19 protein-coding genes are annotated in these 16,063 nt (G+C 63.8%); 1 reads left to right on the forward strand and 18 read right to left on the reverse strand.

Going from position 1 to position 16,063, the window contains the following annotated elements; genetic code table 11:
• The 16 genes from hisS to trmJ all read right to left on the reverse strand — a co-directional run bounded on the left by hisS (window position 1) and on the right by trmJ (window position 13,277).
• On the reverse strand, window positions 1–1,290 hold the full coding sequence (gene hisS / locus IB261_RS23495; RefSeq protein ID WP_192381036.1) for a histidine--tRNA ligase: 1,290 nt from the start codon (window positions 1,288–1,290) through the stop codon (window positions 1–3).
• Window positions 1,291–1,308: 18 nt separating this feature from the next.
• On the reverse strand, window positions 1,309–2,421 hold the full coding sequence (gene ispG / locus IB261_RS23500; protein WP_017522283.1) for a flavodoxin-dependent (E)-4-hydroxy-3-methylbut-2-enyl-diphosphate synthase: 1,113 nt from the start codon (window positions 2,419–2,421) through the stop codon (window positions 1,309–1,311).
• 1 nt (window position 2,422) lies between these two features.
• The gene (locus IB261_RS23505; RefSeq protein ID WP_167523222.1) at window positions 2,423–3,460 is read right to left on the reverse strand and encodes a RodZ domain-containing protein; all 1,038 of its coding nucleotides are present in this window, start codon (window positions 3,458–3,460) and stop codon (window positions 2,423–2,425) included.
• Window positions 3,457–4,215, reverse strand: a complete 759-nt coding sequence (pilW, locus tag IB261_RS23510) for a type IV pilus biogenesis/stability protein PilW (protein ID WP_081515971.1) — start codon at window positions 4,213–4,215, stop codon at window positions 3,457–3,459. The genes IB261_RS23505 and pilW overlap by 4 nt, the downstream gene beginning before the upstream one ends.
• 16 nt (window positions 4,216–4,231) lie before the next feature.
• Window positions 4,232–5,380 (reverse strand): dual-specificity RNA methyltransferase RlmN, encoded by a 1,149-nt coding sequence (gene rlmN, locus IB261_RS23515; protein ID WP_081515973.1) that lies wholly within the window; start codon window positions 5,378–5,380, stop codon window positions 4,232–4,234.
• A 27-nt stretch (window positions 5,381–5,407) separates the two neighbouring features.
• Entirely contained in the window at window positions 5,408–5,839 is a 432-nt protein-coding gene (gene ndk / locus IB261_RS23520) for a nucleoside-diphosphate kinase (RefSeq protein WP_024762960.1), read from the reverse strand.
• A 250-nt stretch (window positions 5,840–6,089) separates the two neighbouring features.
• The gene (iscX, locus tag IB261_RS23525; RefSeq protein ID WP_017522288.1) at window positions 6,090–6,290 is read right to left on the reverse strand and encodes a Fe-S cluster assembly protein IscX; all 201 of its coding nucleotides are present in this window, start codon (window positions 6,288–6,290) and stop codon (window positions 6,090–6,092) included.
• Between the two features lie 14 nt (window positions 6,291–6,304).
• Complete coding sequence (gene fdx / locus IB261_RS23530) at window positions 6,305–6,643, reverse strand: ISC system 2Fe-2S type ferredoxin (RefSeq protein WP_081515975.1); 339 nt, start codon at window positions 6,641–6,643, stop codon at window positions 6,305–6,307.
• A 6-nt stretch (window positions 6,644–6,649) separates the two neighbouring features.
• Window positions 6,650–8,509: a Fe-S protein assembly chaperone HscA gene (hscA, locus tag IB261_RS23535; protein ID WP_192381035.1), complete on the reverse strand. Its 1,860-nt coding sequence runs from the start codon at window positions 8,507–8,509 to the stop codon at window positions 6,650–6,652.
• A gap of 44 nt (window positions 8,510–8,553) precedes the next feature.
• Window positions 8,554–9,075 carry a co-chaperone HscB gene (hscB, locus tag IB261_RS23540; protein ID WP_081515979.1) on the reverse strand — a complete coding sequence of 174 codons (522 nt, stop codon included), beginning with the start codon at window positions 9,073–9,075 and terminating at the stop codon, window positions 8,554–8,556.
• Between the two features lie 8 nt (window positions 9,076–9,083).
• Window positions 9,084–9,407: an iron-sulfur cluster assembly protein IscA gene (iscA, locus tag IB261_RS23545; protein WP_017522292.1), complete on the reverse strand. Its 324-nt coding sequence runs from the start codon at window positions 9,405–9,407 to the stop codon at window positions 9,084–9,086.
• A 26-nt stretch (window positions 9,408–9,433) separates the two neighbouring features.
• Window positions 9,434–9,820, reverse strand: a complete 387-nt coding sequence (gene iscU / locus IB261_RS23550; RefSeq protein ID WP_015478505.1) for a Fe-S cluster assembly scaffold IscU — start codon at window positions 9,818–9,820, stop codon at window positions 9,434–9,436.
• Window positions 9,821–9,847: 27 nt separating this feature from the next.
• Entirely contained in the window at window positions 9,848–11,062 is a 1,215-nt protein-coding gene (locus IB261_RS23555; protein WP_081515981.1) for an IscS subfamily cysteine desulfurase, read from the reverse strand.
• Window positions 11,063–11,090: 28 nt separating this feature from the next.
• On the reverse strand, window positions 11,091–11,585 hold the full coding sequence (gene iscR, locus IB261_RS23560; RefSeq protein WP_017522294.1) for a Fe-S cluster assembly transcriptional regulator IscR: 495 nt from the start codon (window positions 11,583–11,585) through the stop codon (window positions 11,091–11,093).
• A gap of 140 nt (window positions 11,586–11,725) precedes the next feature.
• Window positions 11,726–12,505, reverse strand: coding sequence for a serine O-acetyltransferase (gene cysE, locus IB261_RS23565; protein WP_081515983.1), 780 nt, complete (start codon window positions 12,503–12,505; stop codon window positions 11,726–11,728).
• Window positions 12,498–13,277 carry a tRNA (cytosine(32)/uridine(32)-2'-O)-methyltransferase TrmJ gene (gene trmJ / locus IB261_RS23570; RefSeq protein WP_017522296.1) on the reverse strand — a complete coding sequence of 260 codons (780 nt, stop codon included), beginning with the start codon at window positions 13,275–13,277 and terminating at the stop codon, window positions 12,498–12,500. The genes cysE and trmJ overlap by 8 nt, the downstream gene beginning before the upstream one ends.
• 146 nt (window positions 13,278–13,423) lie before the next feature.
• Here trmJ and suhB point away from each other — a divergent pair, with 146 nt between their 5' ends.
• Window positions 13,424–14,239 carry a type III secretion system regulator SuhB gene (gene suhB, locus IB261_RS23575; RefSeq protein ID WP_081515987.1) on the forward strand — a complete coding sequence of 272 codons (816 nt, stop codon included), beginning with the start codon at window positions 13,424–13,426 and terminating at the stop codon, window positions 14,237–14,239.
• Between the two features lie 205 nt (window positions 14,240–14,444).
• Here the strand turns inward: suhB and IB261_RS23580 are convergent, their stop codons facing one another.
• Together IB261_RS23580 and secF are read right to left on the reverse strand one after the other, a co-directional pair.
• Window positions 14,445–14,981 carry a glycine zipper 2TM domain-containing protein gene (locus tag IB261_RS23580; protein ID WP_081515989.1) on the reverse strand — a complete coding sequence of 179 codons (537 nt, stop codon included), beginning with the start codon at window positions 14,979–14,981 and terminating at the stop codon, window positions 14,445–14,447.
• A 159-nt stretch (window positions 14,982–15,140) separates the two neighbouring features.
• On the reverse strand, window positions 15,141–16,058 hold the full coding sequence (gene secF / locus IB261_RS23585; protein ID WP_081515990.1) for a protein translocase subunit SecF: 918 nt from the start codon (window positions 16,056–16,058) through the stop codon (window positions 15,141–15,143).
• Between the last annotated feature and the right edge of the window lie 5 nt (window positions 16,059–16,063).

Raw genomic sequence — 16,063 nt, forward strand, 5'->3', positions numbered from 1 at the left:
TCAGGCCTGCTTGAGGCAGGCAGCCAGGTGCTCGGGCAGAGCATCCCAGGCGATATTCTGTTGTTCGCCCTCGCCACGCAGGGGCTTGAAACCTACCACGCGGTTGGCCAGTTCGTCGTCACCCAGAATCATTGCGAACTGTGCGCCGCTCTTGTCGGCCTTCTTGAACTGGCTCTTGAAACTGCCGGCACCGGCGTTGACCAGCAGGCGCAGGCCCGGAATGGCCTCGCGCAGCTGCTCGGCCAGGGTCAGCGCAGCCAGCTCTGCCGGCTCGCCGAAGGCGCAGACGTAGAGGTCGGCCGGGCGGTTAAGCTCGGCAGGCACCACACCCAGGGTTTCCAGCAGCAGCACCAGGCGTTCCACGCCCATGGCGAAGCCCACGCCCGGAGTCGGCTTGCCGCCGAACTGGCTGACCAGGCCGTCGTAGCGGCCCCCACCGCAGACGGTGCCCTGGGCGCCGAGCTTGTCGGTGACCCACTCGAAAGCAGTGCGGCAGTAGTAGTCCAGGCCACGCACCAGCTTCTGGTTGATCTCGTAGCGCAGACCGACCGCATCCAGGCGGGCCTTCAGGCCCTCGAAGTGGGCGATCGACTCTTCGTCCAGGTAGTCGTGCAGGCTCGGCGCGCCGACCAGCAGGGCCTGGGTGCTCGCGACCTTGCTGTCGAGAATGCGCAGCGGGTTGGTGGTCATGCGACGCTGGCTGTCTTCGTCCAGTTGCTCGAAGCGTTCCTGCAGGTAGGCCACCAGGTCGTCGCGATAGCGCGCGCGAGCTTCACTGGAACCCAGGGTGTTCAGCTGCAGGGTCACGGCGTCGGCCATGCCCAGTTTCTGCCACAGGCGCCAGGTAAGGATGATCAGCTCGGCGTCGATATCCGGGCCGGGCAAGTTGAAGACTTCAACGCCAATCTGGTGGAACTGGCGGTAGCGGCCTTTCTGCGGCTTCTCGTAGCGGAACATCGGGCCGGTGTACCACAGCTTCTGTACCTGGCCACCGCCCGACAGGCCATGCTCCAGCACGGCGCGCACGCAGCCCGCAGTGCCTTCCGGACGCATGGTCAGGGATTCGCCGTTGCGGTCGAGGAAGGTGTACATCTCCTTGTCGACCACGTCGGTGCCTTCGCCGATGCCGCGGGCGAAAAGCTCGGTGAACTCGAGGATCGGCAGGCGGATCTCGCTGTAGCCGTAGCGGTCCAGCAGGCCGGCGAAGGTGCGTTCCAGATAGCGCCAGGCCGGGGTCTGGTCCGGCAGGATGTCGTTCATGCCACGGATGGCTTGCAGGGACTTGCTCACTTAAGATCCTTGTTGCGGTCAGCCGCGCACGATGAGTGCGGCGTCGGCCTCGGCCTTCTCGGCCGCTTTTTCGCGGATCAGCCGTTCCAGCTCATCCACCAGGTTATCGTTCTGCAGCTTCTGCGCCGGCTTGCCGTCGATGTAGATCAGGTTGCTCGGCGTGCCGCCGGTGAGGCCGATGTGGGCCTCCTTGGCTTCGCCCGGGCCGTTGACCACGCAGCCGATCACGGCAACGTCCAGCGGCACCAGCAGGTCCTCCAGGCGGCCTTCCAGCTCGTTCATGGTCTTGACCACATCGAAGTTCTGCCGCGAGCAGCTCGGGCAGGCGATGAAGTTGATGCCACGGGAGCGCAGGCGCAGCGACTTGAGGATGTCGAAGCCGACCTTGATCTCTTCCACCGGGTCGGCGGCCAGCGAGATGCGAATGGTGTCGCCGATGCCCTCGGCGAGCAGCATGCCCAGGCCGACGGCCGACTTCACGGTGCCCGAACGCAGGCCACCGGCTTCGGTGATGCCCAGGTGCAAGGGTTGTTCGATCTGCTTGGCCAGCAGGCGGTAGGCGGCGACGGCCATGAACACGTCGGAGGCCTTCACGCTGACCTTGAAGTTCTGGAAGTCCAGGCGGTCGAGGTGATCGACGTGACGCATGGCCGATTCCAGCAGCGCCTCAGGGGTCGGCTCGCCGTACTTCTTCTGCAGGTCCTTCTCCAGCGAACCGGCGTTGACGCCGATGCGGATCGGGATATTGCGCTCGCGGGCGGCATCCACCACGGCCTTCACGCGGTCTTCACGACCGATGTTGCCCGGGTTGATGCGCAGGCAGTCGACGCCCAGTTCGGCCACGCGCAGGGCGATCTTGTAGTCGAAGTGGATGTCGGCAACCAGCGGCACCTTGACCTGCTGCTTGATCTTGCCGAACGCCTCGGCGGCGTCCATGTCCGGCACGGAGACACGGACAATGTCCGCGCCTGCGTCTTCCAGACGACGAATCTGGGCGACGGTGGCGGCCACATCGAGGGTATCGGTGTTGGTCATGCTCTGCACGGCGATGGGGGCATCCCCACCCACCGGCACGTTACCTACCCAGATCTTGCGGGAAAGGCGACGTTTGATCGGAGACTCGCAATGCATCTTACTGTCCACCCAACTTCAGGCGAGCGGTGCCACCGCGCGCCGGCGTGACTTCGACCGGCTGGCCGTTGTAGCTGACCTGGGCGCCCTGGGCGAAGCCCAGGCGCAGCTGGACCGGCGCCTTGGCGGCGACTTCCAGCGAATCACCCTTGCGCTTGAGACCCTCGAGGACGACCTTGCCGTCGGCATCGGTCACCTGGGTCCAGCAATCGGCGCTGAATTGAACCTTGACCACGCCCTGCCCTGCAGAAGCGACCACCGGAGCGGCAGGCGCCTCGGTCGGAGCCACAGGGACAACCGGAGCAACAGGGCTGGCCGGAGCGACGGGCTGCTGTGCAGCCGGTTGCTGAGCCGGAACTGCAGGAGCCTGGGCCGGAGCGGTTTCGGCAACGGCCGGGGCGCCCGGTTCTGACGGGTTGGCAGCGACCGGTGGAGTGCCTTCGGCCGGAGCCTCGGCGCTGCCGTTGTCGCCGGCAGGCTCGCTGGGAAGCGCCGGAGTATTGGCCTGGTCCTCGGCAACAGCCTGGTCTTCCGGCTCGTCGAGGGTATGGATTTCGGTGGTGCCGTCGGCGCTCTCGACCTCGACGTGCTCCATGTTCAGGCTGCCGGTCTCGGCCGGGCGCGCAGAACGCTCCTGCCACCAGAAGTAGCCGAACCCGATGAGCACGGCCAGCAGCGCCAGACTGAACAGGCGCAGCAGGTTGCGCGACAGGCGTACCGGCTCGACCACGCGACCGAGTGCCTGGACGTTGCTGCCGGTGGCGTCGGTGCCGGTGTACTGGTCGAAGGCGGTGACCATCTGGGCCTGGTCCATGCCCAGCAGCTTGGCGTAGGCACGGATGTAACCACGGGCGAAGGTGTGGCCCGGCAACTGCTCGAACGAGCCCTGCTCCAGCGAACGCAGGGCGTTCTCGGTCAGGTTCAGCTGGCCGGCGACCTGAGCGGTGCTCCAGCCCTTGTTCTCGCGCGCCTGGCGCAGGGTTTCGCCAGGGTTGGCGCGGGTCGTGCCGATGACATCGGACTGCGACGTATTCATCATTTATCCGCCTGGTATGCCTGGTATTCAGGAGAAGCGGGATACAGGCGCTTGAGTTGCAGCCCGTAGCTGGCAGCGGTATCCCGGTCGTCGTAGATCTTTGCCAGTCGAATCCCCAGCAGCAGGCTGCGCGCAGTCTGCGGGCCCCGCTTGAGGTATTCCTCGTAGTAGCTGCGAGCCGGCACGTACTCGCGGTCCTGGTAGGTCAGGTCAGCCAGTTCGAGCAGCGCACCCGTCGAATTGCGGTTCAGGCGAATGGCCTTCTCGAAGTACTCCTTGGCCTGAGCGCGGTTGTTGAGCTTCATGCTCACCAGGCCGAGATTCTCGAAGATGCGCGAACGCTCGGAATAGAGGCCGTCTTCGGTGGCCTTCATGTAGGTGTCGTAGGCTTCCTGATAACGCTTCTGCTCGAACAGGAAGCCCGCGTAGTTGTTCAGGATGCGCGCATCGCCCGAGCGCGAGGACAACGCCTTGCGAAACTCGCTCTCGGCGAGCTTGGGCTCTTTCTCGACCTGATAGACCACGGCCAGGGCAGCGTGGGCATCGGCGCTGGAGGAGTCGAGATCCAGGGCCTGGCGGAGCGGCACCTTGGCCTGCTCGGTGTTGCCCATCTGCAGGTAACCGATACCGAGCTGGATATAGGCGTCACGCGCCTCGTCCCGGCCCTTCTCGGTTTTCAGAGGATCCTGTTTACCAGTCGTCACGCAACCCGTCAGCACGGTTGCCAACAGTAAGCACAGCGCGGCGCGCAGGGTCATCGGAATCCTCCCTAGTTCAGTTTCGGTTGGTAGCTGGCGCGGTCTGGTCGGCATCGGCCGCCAGCTGACGTACGGCAATATAGCGTTCGCTGCGGCGGGTGCGGTCCATCACCTGGCCTACCAGCTGACCACAGGCGGCATCGATATCGTCGCCACGGGTAGTACGAACGGTCACGTTGAAGCCGCTCTTGTGCAGCATGTCCTGGAAACGGCGAATGGCATTGTTGCTCGGACGCTCGTAACCGGAATGCGGGAACGGATTAAACGGAATCAGGTTGATCTTGCAAGGGAAATCCTTGAGCAGTGCGATCAGCTGCTCAGCATGCTCGGGCTGGTCGTTGATGCCGGCCAGCAGGGTGTACTCGATCGTCAGCACGCGCTCCTTGCCCAGGCGCGTGATGTAGCGGTAGCAGGAATCGAGCAGCATCTCGAGCGGGTACTTCTTGTTGATCGGCACCAGCTTGTTGCGCAGTTCGTCGTTGGGTGCGTGCAGCGACAGGGCCAGGGACACGTCGGTGACCTCGGCGAGCTTGTCGATCATCGGCACCACGCCAGAGGTGGACAGGGTCACCTTGCGCTTGGAAATACCGTAGCCGAGGTCTTCCATCATGATGCTCATGGCGGTCACGACGTTGTCGAAGTTCAGCAGCGGCTCGCCCATGCCCATCATCACCACGTTGGTGATGGCACGGTCGATCTTGCCCGGGATGGTCCCGAACGACTGGTTGGCGATCCACACCTGGCCGATGATCTCGGCGGAGGTCAGGTCGCTGTTGAAGCCTTGCTTGCCGGTGGAGCAGAAGCTGCAGTCCAGCGCGCAACCGGCCTGCGACGACACGCACAGGGTGCCGCGGCCGCCTTGCGGGATGTACACGGTCTCGACGCAACTGCCCGAGGCCACGCGCACCACCCACTTGCGGGTACCGTCAGCAGAAATGTCCTGGCTGACGATCTCCGGAGGACGAATTTCGGCAACGGCCTCGAGCTTTTCGCGCAAGGCCTTGCCGACGTTCGTCATGGCGCCGAATTCCAGGGCGCCAAAGTGGTGAATCCATTGCATCACCTGGCCGGCGCGGAAGCGCTTTTCACCGATGGACTCGAAGAATTCCTCGAGCTGGGGCTTGGTCATGCCCAGCAGGTTGGCCTTTACAGCGGTATCAGTCATGGATTCACCCTCGCTCATTCGCCTGGATCAGCGAATGCGCTCGCACACCTCGGTGCTGGAGAAGAAGTAAGCGATTTCGCGGGCAGCCGAAGCTTCCGAGTCGGAACCGTGTACGGCGTTCTCGTCGATGGAAACGGCGAAGTCGGCGCGGATGGTGCCGGCGTCGGCTTTCTTCGGATCGGTGGCGCCCATCAGTTCACGGTTGCGCAGGATGGCGTCTTCGCCTTCCAGAACCTGAACAACGACCGGGCCGGAGGTCATGAAGGAAACCAGGTCCTTGAAGAAGGGACGCTCTTTGTGCTCGGCGTAGAAACCGCCAGCTTCGCGCTCGGACAGCTGAACCATCTTGGAAGCGACAACGCGCAGGCCGGCTTTCTCGAAGCGGGTCAGGATTTCGCCGATGACGTTCTTGGAAACGGCGTCGGGCTTGATGATGGAGAAGGTACGTTGCAGGGCCATGGAAATAACTCCGAAAAGCAAGGTTGGTAATGCCAAGAAGCCCCTGGCGTGGCCAGGAGCTCCTGCGATTCTAGGGTTTGCCGCGCGCTGCGCCCGTGGGGCGGAAGCCGCGAAACCGGCCCGACTGCGACAGGGCCGGCGACTGGAAAATTCCCCCGGGGAAATTTTCGACAGCTCACCTAAAGATAAAACCCGCGAATTATACGCGGGTTCATGACAAATGGGTACGCGGCTCTAGTGAGCCGCGCCCTCAGTCGGCTTCTTCGATCCAGGCGGCCTGGATGGCCTCCAGGACCTTTTCCCCACCGCGGGAAGGATCGTCGCTGAACTCCGGCAATGCCAGCACCCAACGGTGCAGATCGACGAAATTCACGTAGCGCGGATCGACGTCCGGCTTGGATTCGGCCAGCTGGATGGCGATTTCGAGCACATCAACCCATTTCAGACTCATGTGAGCGCTCCGCCTCAGTGACCTTCGGACACCTGGTTGATGGTGTATTTCGGGATTTCCACCACCAGATCGGTCTCGCCGACCACGGCCTGGCAGGACAGGCGCGAATCCGGCTCCAGGCCCCAGGCCTTGTCCAGCATGTCGTCTTCCAGCTCGTCGGAGGCTTCCATGGAGTTGAAGCCTTCGCGCACGACCACGTGGCAGGTGGTGCAGGCACAGGACATCTCGCAGGCGTGCTCGATCTCAATGCCGTTGCGCAGCGCCGCCTTCATGATGGTTTCGCCCGGCTGGGCTTCGATCACGGCGCCTTCGGGGCAGTGTTCGGCGTGGGGCAGAAAGACAATCTGCGGCATCTTCGCTTATTCCTCGAGTTCATTGAGCCGGCGACCGGCCAGTGCGGCTTTGACGGTGGCGTCCATACGGCGCGCGGCAAAGGCGTCGGTCAGCTGGGACAGACGCTTGATCTGTAGTTCGATGGCAGTGGCATCGCCGCCGGTAGCCAGCTCGCGCAGCGAGTCCATGCCGGCATCGATGACCAGGCGCTCGTCCGCATCGAGCAGGCGCTCGCCATCGGCATCCAGCGCGGACTGCACGGCTTCCAGCAGACGCTGGGCCTCGACCTGCTGCTCACGCAGCGTACGGGCAGCCATGTCGTCGCCGGCGTACTGGAAGGAATCCTGCAGCATGCGGGCGATCTCGCCGTCGGTCAGGCCGTAGGACGGCTTGACCTGGATGCTCGCCTCGACGCCGGAGGACAGCTCGCGGGCTGAAACACCCAGCAGGCCGTCGGCGTCGACCTGGAAGCTGACGCGGATCTTTGCCGCGCCCGCCACCATCGGCGGAATGCCGCGCAGCTCGAAGCGCGCCAGGGACCGGCAGTCCTTGACCAGCTCACGCTCGCCTTGCAGCACATGAATCATCATGGCCGTCTGGCCATCCTTGTAGGTGGTGAACTCCTGGGCACGCGCCACCGGGATGGTGGTGTTGCGCGGAATCACCTTCTCCATCAGCCCGCCCATGGTTTCCAGGCCGAGCGACAGAGGGATCACATCCAGCAGCAGCAGCTCTTCGCCACGCTTGTTGCCGGCCAGGGCATCGGCCTGGATGGCGGCGCCGATGGCGACCACCTGATCCGGGTCGATATCGGTCAGCGGCTCGCGACCGAACAGCTCGCCCACCAGCTCGCGAACGCGCGGCACGCGGGTGGAACCACCGACCATGACCACGGCGCTGACCTCTTCCAGCTCGATGCCGGAATCACGCACCGCACGGCGGCAGGACTTGAGGCTGCGCTGGATCATCGGGTCGATCAGGGAATCCATCTGGGCGCGGGTCAGCTCGCCGGTCCAGCTGTCGTAGGCGACGGTAACGCTGGCGCTATCGGTCAGGGCTTCCTTGGCGGCACAGGCGGTCTGCAGCAGACGGCGCTGGGCGCCCGGATCGAGGTCGGCCGAGATGCCGGCCTGCTCGATGATCCAGCCAGCGATGGCATGATCGAAGTCATCGCCACCCAGGGCGGTGTCGCCGCCGGTAGCCAGGACTTCGAAGACGCCACGGGTCAGGCGCAGGATGGAGATATCGAAGGTACCGCCGCCCAGATCGTAGATGGCGACCAGGCCTTCGGCGTTCTTGTCCAGGCCGTAGGCAACGGCGGCTGCGGTCGGCTCGTTGAGCAGACGCAGCACGTGCAGGCCGGCCAGACGCGCAGCGTCCTTGGTGGCCTGACGCTGGGCGTCGTCGAAGTAGGCGGGTACCGTGATCACCGCGCCCACCAGCTCGCCACCCAGGGTGGACTCGGCGCGCTGACGCAGGACACGGAGGATTTCGGCGGAGACTTCCACCGGGCTCTTGGCGCCCTGGACAGTCTCGATGAAGGGCATGTGCGATTCGCCCTGGGTGAAGCGGTACGGCAACTGGCCGCCGAGCTGCTTCACATCTTCCAGGCCGCGGCCCATGAAGCGCTTGACCGAGATGATGGAGTTCAGCGGGTCTTGCGAGGCGGTGGCGCGAACGCTCTCACCCACCTCGATGCGATCGGCGAGGTAACGCACCGCCGAAGGCAGGATCACTTCGCCGCGGTCGTCCGGCAACGGAGCCGCGACGCCGCTGCGCACGGCAGCGACCAGGGAATTCGTGGTGCCCAGGTCGATCCCCACGGCCAGGCGACGCTGGTGTGGCTGGGGGGTTTGTCCGGGCTCGGCGATCTGCAGTAGGGCCATGCGGTTTCTAATCAGGCTATCGGGCGCGGCGCGGGCCGCGCGGATTAATCGTCGAGTCGCTCTTCCAGCTGCCGCACTTCCTGCGCCAGCTTGTCGAGGAACTGCATGCGACGCACCAGGCGTTCGGCCAGGTCGCGGCGGGCGGCGTCATCCCAGCAATCGGCGAAATCCTCTTCCAGCCGGTGCTGGGCGGACTTCAGCTGACGCTTGAACTGCGCCACGCCGTCGAGATCGGCGCTTTCCTGCAGGTCTTCCAGGTCCTCGCGCAGCTGCATCTGCTGCAGAAGGAACTCCGGGTCCTGCACCGTGGCTTCCAGCGGCAGCGAGTCGCCGCGCAGGGCCAGCAGGTACAGGGCACGACGCGGAACGCTCTTCAGCGTCTGGTAGGCATCGTTGAGTTCAGCGGCCTTGGCCTGCGCCAGTCGCTGCTCGCGCTCGGAAGCATCGGCGAAACGGTCCGGATGGACGGTTCGCACCAGCTCACGATAGCGATTGCCGAGGGCTTCCAGATCGATCCGGAAGCCCGGCTGCAGGTCGAACAGCGCGAAGTGACAGGGACTACCCACACCCAGCCTCAGACGTTGAAGCTTTCGCCGCAGCCACACTCACCGCGCACGTTCGGGTTGTTGAACTTGAAGCCCTCGTTGAGGCCTTCCTTGGTGAAGTCCAACTCGGTGCCGTCGAGGTAGACCAGGCTTTTCGGGTCGATGATGACCTTCACGCCGTGGCTCTCGAAGACCTGATCCTCGGCTGCCAGCTCGTCGACGAACTCCAGCACGTAGGCCAGACCGGAACACCCGGTGGTGCGCACGCCAAGACGAATGCCCTCGCCCTTGCCGCGCCCTTCAAGGGAGCGGCGAACGTGGTTGGCGGCGGATTCGGTCATGCTGATGGCCATGGGAACTCCTTAACTTCCGAATCGCTTCAGAGCAGACCTTTCTTCTGCTTGTAGTCGCGCACGGCCGCCTTGATGGCGTCCTCGGCGAGTACCGAGCAGTGGATCTTCACCGGCGGCAGGGCCAGTTCTTCGGCGATGGTGGTGTTCTTGATGGATTCGGCTTCGTCCAGGGTCTTGCCCTTCATCCACTCGGTGGCGAGGGAGCTGGAGGCAATGGCCGAACCGCAGCCGTAGGTCTTGAACTTGGCGTCTTCGATGACGCCCTGCTCGTTGACCTTGATCTGCAGGCGCATCACGTCGCCGCAGGCCGGCGCACCGACCATGCCGGTGCCGACGTCCGGGTCTTCGGCGTTGAGCTTGCCGACGTTGCGCGGGTTTTCGTAGTGGTCGATGACCTTGTCACTGTAAGCCATGGCTAATCCTCACTTCTATGGGGCGGGTCAGTGGGCCTGCCATTCGACCTTGGACAGGTCGACACCCTCTTTGAACATATCCCACAGCGGCGAGAGTTCACGCAGCTTGGAAACGGCTTCCACCACCTTCTTGGCGGCGTAATCGACCTCTTCTTCGGTGGTGAAGCGGCCGAAGCTGAAACGGATGGAGCTGTGCGCCAGTTCGTCGTTGCGACCCAGGGCGCGAAGCACGTAGGACGGCTCCAGCGAGGCCGAGGTACAGGCGGAACCGGACGAGACGGCCAGGTCCTTGAGCGACATCATCAGCGACTCGCCTTCGACGTAGTTGAAGCTGACGTTGAGGATGTTCGGCGCATAGGAAGTCGGGCTGCCGTTGAGGTACAGCTCTTCCAGGTCCTGCACCTGATCGAAGAAGCGCTTGCGCAGGCCTTCGATGCGGGCCATTTCCTGGTGCATTTCTTCCTTGGCGATGCGGAAGGCTTCGCCCATGCCGACGATCTGGTGGGTCGCCAGGGTGCCCGAACGCATGCCGCGCTCGTGGCCGCCACCGTGCATCTGGGCTTCCAGGCGCACGCGCGGCTTGCGGCGCACGTACAGCGCGCCCATGCCTTTGGGGCCGTAGACCTTGTGGGCGGAGAAGGACATCAGGTCGACCTTGAGTTTCTCCAGGTCGATGTCCACCTTGCCGGCCGACTGTGCAGCGTCGACGTGCAGCAGGATGCCGCGCGAGCGGGTCAGCTCGCCGATGGCGGCGATGTCGTTGATGCTGCCGACTTCGTTGTTCACGTGCATGACCGAGACCAGGATGGTGTCGTCACGCAGGGCGGCCTCGACCATCGCGGGGGTGATGATGCCCTCGGGGGTCGGCTCCAGGTAGGTCACTTCGAAGCCTTCGCGCTCCAGCTGGCGGCAGGTATCCAGGACCGCCTTGTGCTCGATCTTCGAGGTGATGATGTGCTTGCCCTTGGTCGCGTAGAAGTGCGCGACGCCCTTCACGGCAAGGTTGTCGGACTCGGTGGCACCGGAAGTCCAGACGATCTCGCGGGGGTCGGCATTGACCAGCTCGGCGACCTGGCGACGGGCATTCTCAGCCGCTTCCTCGGCCTTCCAGCCGAAGAGGTGGGAGCGCGAAGCCGGGTTGCCGAAATTGCCGTCAACCAGCAGGCAGTCGGCCATTTTCTGAGCGACACGCGGATCCACCGGGGTGGTGGCGGAGTAGTCGAGGTAAATCGGCAATCTCATCAGGTAACTCCTACAGGCGGGCGTTCGCTCAATCGATGGCGGACGCTTCAATCTTGTCGAGGCGCAGCGGCTTGGTGCCCGAGCAGCGACGCTCGTCCTGGCGCTGGGCGACCTCTTGAACTTCGCGGCGCTCGACCAGGTCGGCCAGGCTGATGCCGCTGAGGAACTCGTGAATCTGCTGACTGAGGTCGCACCACAGGTGGTGGGTCAGGCAGGTATCGCCGGAGTGGCAGTCGCCCTGACCCTGGCAGCGGGTGGCGTCGACCGACTCGTTGACCGCATCGATCACCTGGGCGACGTGGATGCCGGTCATGTCACGGGACAGCTGGTAGCCGCCGCCCGGACCACGCACGCTGACCACCAGGTTGCCACGGCGCAACTTGGCGAACAGCTGTTCCAGGTAGGACAGGGAGATACCCTGGCGCTCGGAGATATCGGCGAGAGAAACCGGGCCACGCTGGGCGTGCAACGCCAGATCGAGCATGGCGGTGACGGCATAGCGGCCTTTGGTGGTCAATCGCATGGGGAAATCCGGAAGAATCGCTGGTATGGCGGAAGTATGCTCTTTTCCGACTATTTAAGTCAACTATAAGACCTATTACTTTAGTCGGAATTAGCCAGCGAACGGCGGCATATTGTAGCAGCAATGCAAGGGCCGGCGCATCACTGCGCCGACTTGCTGCTCTCCTCGTCCTTGACTCCCGCGAAGTCCTCTTCCCGCAGAACCGGAAGATCTTTCGCACAGTAGTCGCTACCCAGAGCTGTCAGAGCCTTGCACATGCCTTCCAACCGACCATCGACGGCCTGCAGGTGGTCGAGCAACTGGCCGATGGCACGAGCCACCGGGTCGGGCATGTCCTGGCTGACGCCATAAGCATCGAACCCGAGCTTTTCTGCCATGGCCTGACGCTTGGCGGCCTGATCCGCGTCATCCTTGACGATGATGCGGCCGGGAATACCCACCACAGTGGCACCAGGCGGCACCTCTTTGGTGACCACAGCATTGGAACCGACCTTGGCACCAGCACCAACGGTGAACGGACCGAGCACCTTGGCGCCCGCCCCCACCACCACGCCGTCTGCCAGGGTCGGGTGACGCTTGCCCTTGTTCCAGCTGGTACCGCCCAGCGTCACGCCCTGATAGATGGTCACGTCGTCGCCGATCTCGGCGGTTTCGCCGATGACGATGCCCAAGCCGTGATCGATGAAGAAGCGGCGACCGATCTTCGCACCTGGATGAATCTCGATACCGGTCATCCAGCGACCGAAGTTGGACACCATGCGTGCCAGCCACTTCCAGCCGGACGTCCACAGGCCATGGGCCAGGCGATGCAGCCAGACGGCATGCAGACCCGGGTAGCAGGTGAGCACCTCGAAGGCGTTGCGCGCCGCCGGGTCACGATGGAATACGCTCTGGATATCTTCGCGTACACGCTCAAACATCTTCATCACTCCGCTTGGAAAGCTCCCCGCGGGCAGCTTTCTGTGTCTCGGTGAGAATACCCCGCAGGATATTCATCTCCAGCTTGCTGACACCGGCACGGCCATACAGGCGGCGCAGGCGCGACATCAGGTGGCGCGGCTTCTGCGGGTCAAGGAACTGGATATCCACCAGGGTCGACTCCAGGTGCGCGTAGAAGCGCTCCAGCTCGTCCGACGTCACCGGGACGCTGTTGAGCATGGCAGTGGACTCGACCTTCTCCTGCTTGGTCGGCTGCCCCTGAACGGCCAGCCAGGCCATGCGCACCTCGTAGACCAGCACCTGCACCGCCGTCGCCAGGTTCAGCGAGCTGAACTCGGGATTGGCCGGGATGTGCACATGGAACTGACATCGCTGCAGCTCCTCATTGGTCAGGCCGGCGTATTCGCGACCGAACACCAGCGCAACCTCGCCACCCTGCTGGACATGCTCCAGGCTGGTGGTGGCGCACTCGCGAGGATCGAGCAGCGGCCAGGGGATGCGACGATCTCGCGCACTGGTGCCGAGCACCAGGCTGCAGCCCGCCAGGGCATCTTCCAGGGTGGGAACGACCACGGCCGCATCGAGGATGTCATCGGCGCCGGAGGCGCGGGCGCGGGCCTCGCCACTGGGGAAATCCATCGGATCGACCAGGACCAGGCGCGACAGGCCCATGTTCTTCATCGCACGGGCCGTACCGCCGATATTGCCGGGATGGCTGGTGTTGACCAGCACCACGCGAATTTTGTCGAGCAACGCGCGACTCCACACAAAAGCGAAAAAGGGAGGGAATCCTACCGCAGCAGTGGGGCTTGCGCCACGCAGGCGACAGGTCGCTCTATTAACTCCATGGCTTTCTGCTAGAATGTCCGGCTTTCTTTAACGACCCAGGTGACCTCTCCATGCAGCCTATGCTGAATATCGCCCTGCGCGCCGCTCGCAGCGCCGGTGAACTGATCTTCCGCTCCATCGAACGCCTGGACACCCTGTCGGTCAACGAGAAAGAAGCCAACGACTACGTCACCGAAGTCGATCGCGCGGCCGAGCTTTCCATCGTCACCGCCCTGCGCAAGGCCTACCCGAACCACGGGATCATGGGCGAAGAAGGCGGCATGCTCGAAGGCAGCGGCGAAGGCGCCGACTACCTGTGGATCATCGATCCGCTGGATGGCACCACCAACTTCATCCACGGTGTTCCGCACTACGCGGTCAGCATTGCCTGCAAATACCGCGGCCGCCTCGAGCACGCCGTGGTCCTCGACCCGGTCCGCCAGGAAGAATTCACCGCCAGCCGTGGCCGTGGCGCCGCACTGAACGGCCGTCGCCTGCGCGTCAGCAACCGCAAGAGCCTGGAAGGCGCCCTGCTCGGCACCGGCTTCCCGTTCCGCGACAGCCAGATGGACAACCTGGACGCCTACCTGGGCATGTTCCGCAGCCTGGTCGGCCAGACCGCCGGCATCCGCCGCGCCGGCGCCGCCAGCCTCGACCTGGCCTATGTCGCCGCCGGTCGCTACGACGCCTTCTGGGAGTTCGGCCTGTCCGAGTGGGACATGGCCGCTGGCGCCCTGCTGATCCAGGAAGCGGGCGGCCTGGTGAGCGATTTCACCGGCGGTCACGAGTTCCTCGAGAAAGGCCAGATCGTCGCTGGCAACACCAAGTGCTTCAAGGCGCTGCTGACCAGCATCCAGCCGCACCTGCCGGCGTCGCTCAAGCGCTGAGCCTGAGCCACGACAGAAAAAGCCCGGCATTGCCGGGCTTTTTTGTGCCTGCGAGACGGCAAATCCTGCAGAGCGAGCTTGCCCGCGAAGCTTTTCCATCCTGAAGCCATAGCCTTGCGCGATTTGCGAGCAGGCTCGCCCCTACAAAGAGCCAAAGAAAAAGGCGCCCATCGGGCGCCCTCTTCGTTCCACACCTGGCGACTGCTTATTGCTGACCCAGGATCAGTCGGCCGCTCTTGTCGACCGGAATCTGCGAGCCCGGATCGCGGTCCATGCGGACCTGACCGGCCTTGCCATCGAGCAGGTACTTCACGTCGTAGCCGACAACCTTCTCGCTGGTGTCGTTGACGGTATTGCAGCGGGTTTCGGTGGTGGTGTAGGTGTCACGCTCCTGCATGCCTTCCTGCACCTTGTTGCCCGCGTAGCCGCCGCCGATGGCGCCCGCCACGGTGGCGATCTTCTTGCCGTTGCCGCCGCCGATCTGGTTGCCCAGCAGGCCGCCAGCGATGGCGCCGATCGCCGTACCGGCAATCTGGTGGGTGTCCTTGACCGGACGCTGATGGGTCACTGCCACGTCCTTGCAGACCTGGCGCGGATTCTTGATGGTTTCCTTGACCGGCTGAACGGCGAGCACCTCGGCGTATTGCGGCGCGCGGTCCACCAGACTGTAGGTAGCCACAGCGCCACCGGCAGTCACGCCTACAGCGCCCAGCACGGTACCGATTAGCAACGACTTGTTCATAGGGTTCTCCTGGTCTTTCTTCTCATTCGGGCCTCGCCCTTTACCTTGCCTTGGAGCAATCGATTTGTAAGAAAGTTCCGGCCGTTTCGTGACACAGCACCTACAAATGAAAACTCCCGCCGAAGCGGGAGTTTTCTCTGGAAGGCCGGGAACGCTCTATTACGGGCGCTCGTCGACTTCCTTGCTCGGCGGCGGAATCAGGTCCTCGGTGGACAGGTTCAGCCAGATCAGCACCACGTTGGCGATGTAGATCGACGAGTAGGTACCCGCCATCACACCGACGAACAGGGCAATGGAGAAACCGAACAGGTTGTCGCCGCCGAAGAACAGCAGAGCGGCGATCGCCAGCAGGGTCGACACCGAGGTAGCGATGGTCCGCAGCAGGGTCTGGCTGGTCGAGATGTTGATGTTGTCAATCAGGCTGGCCTTGCGCAGTACGCGGAAGTTCTCGCGCACCCGGTCGAAGATCACGATGGTGTCGTTCAGCGAGTAGCCCACCACCGCCAGTACCGCGGCGAGCACGGTCAGGTCGAAGGTGATCTGGAAGAACGACAGCACGCCCATCACGATGATGGCGTCGTGGATCAGCGAGAGGATCGCACCCAGGGCGAACTTCCACTGGAAGCGGAAGCCCACGTACAGGAGGATGCCGCCCAGCGCCAGGAGCATGCCGAGGCCACCCTGGTCGCGCAGCTCTTCACCGACCTGCGGACCGACGTACTCGACGCCATTGACCTTGGCCGGGTTGGAAGCATCGGCCTTCTGCAGCGCAGTGGCGACCTTCTTGCCCAGTTCCGGGTCTTCGCTGGGCATGCGCACCAGGACGTCGCGGGTATCACCGAAGCTCTGCACCACGGCTTCGCTGTAACCGGCGGCGACCAGTTGCTCACGCACCTTGGAGAGGTCGGCAGGCTGCTCGTAGGTCAGCTTGATCGACGTACCGCCAGTGAAATCCAGGCCGAAGTTGATGCCTTTGAAGACCCAGCTGCCGAGGGCGATCAGGGTCAGGAGCAGGGTCGCGGCGAACGCAATGTTGCGCACGCCCATGAAGTTGATAGTACCGATCTTGATATTCATCTCTG

The organism is Pseudomonas sp. PDM20 (assembly GCF_014852575.3).
Taxonomy (GTDB): Bacteria; Pseudomonadota; Gammaproteobacteria; order Pseudomonadales; family Pseudomonadaceae; genus Pseudomonas.